Here is a 1,152-nt window from a genome sequence, read left to right as displayed (position 1 = left end):
TCACCTTCACCGGCCCCGGCGGGCTCAACCAGACAGTGCCGCTGAACGCGAGTGGGCAGGCGTGCCTCACCACGACGTCGCTGGCCACCGGCACGGTCACCGCCACATACAACGGCGCCCCGTGCTTCACCGGCTCCACCGGCACGGCCACCGCCACGGTCAACCCGGCCTCGACCACCACCACGGTCTCGCTCACGCCGAACCCGTCGGTCTGCGGGCAGTCGGTGACGGTCTGCGCGACGGTCACCACCAACGCACCAGGTTCGGGCACACCCACGGGCACCGTCACCTTCACCGGCCCCGGCGGGCTCAACCAGACAGTGCCGCTGAACGCGAGTGGGCAGGCGTGCCTCACCACGACGTCGCTGGCCACCGGCACGATCACCGCCACATACAACGGCGCCCCGTGCTTCACCGGCTCCACCGGCACGGCCACCGCCACGGTGAACGAGGCGGCGACCACCACGACGGTCACGGCGACACCGAACCCATCGGTGTGCGGGCAGTCGGTGACGGTCTGCGCGACGGTGACCACCAACGCACCAGGTTCGGGTACGCCGACAGGCACGGTGACCTTCACCGGCCCCGGCGGCCTGAACGTGACGGTACCGCTGAACGCCGCCGGCCAGGCCTGCCTGAGCAGCACGTCCCTGGCCTCCGGCACGATCACCGCCACGTACAACGGTGAGGGACCCTGCTTCGCGGCATCCGCGGGCTCCGTCACCCTCGTCGTCAATCCGGCCGCCACCGCCACGACCGTGACGGCCACGCCGAACCCGTCCGTCTGCGGCCAGTCGGTCACGCTCTGCGCAACCGTCACCGCCAACGCGCCGGGCTCCGGCACGCCGACCGGCTCCGTCACCTTCACCGCACCCGGTGGGCTGAACGTCACCGTGCCCCTGAACGCCGCCGGCCAGGCGTGCTTCTCCAGCACCTCGCTGATCACCGGCACCGTCACCGCCGTCTACAACGGCAGCAGTTGCTTCCTGCCGTCCACCGGCGCCGCCTCCCTCACGGTCAATCCGGCCGCCAGCACCACGACGGTCACGGCGACACCGGCGACATCGGTGTGCGGCCAGTCCGTCACACTCTGCGCGACGGTCACCATCACCCCACCGGGTTCGGGCACACCCACCGGGACGGTGACGTTCA

At 71.2% G+C, this 1,152-nt stretch carries 1 protein-coding gene; it reads left to right on the top strand.

The window, feature by feature from the left end; translation table 11 throughout:
* A partial coding sequence (locus ACFWV8_RS34675) for an Ig-like domain-containing protein (RefSeq protein ID WP_384213811.1) occupies window positions 1-1,152 on the top strand: 1,152 nt, incomplete at both ends.

The organism is Streptomyces sp. NPDC058665 (assembly GCF_042714995.1).
Lineage (GTDB): Bacteria > Actinomycetota > Actinomycetes > Streptomycetales > Streptomycetaceae > Streptomyces.
Note: the sequence above shows the minus strand (reverse complement) of the source record. Positions and strands in the feature narration are given on the sequence as shown.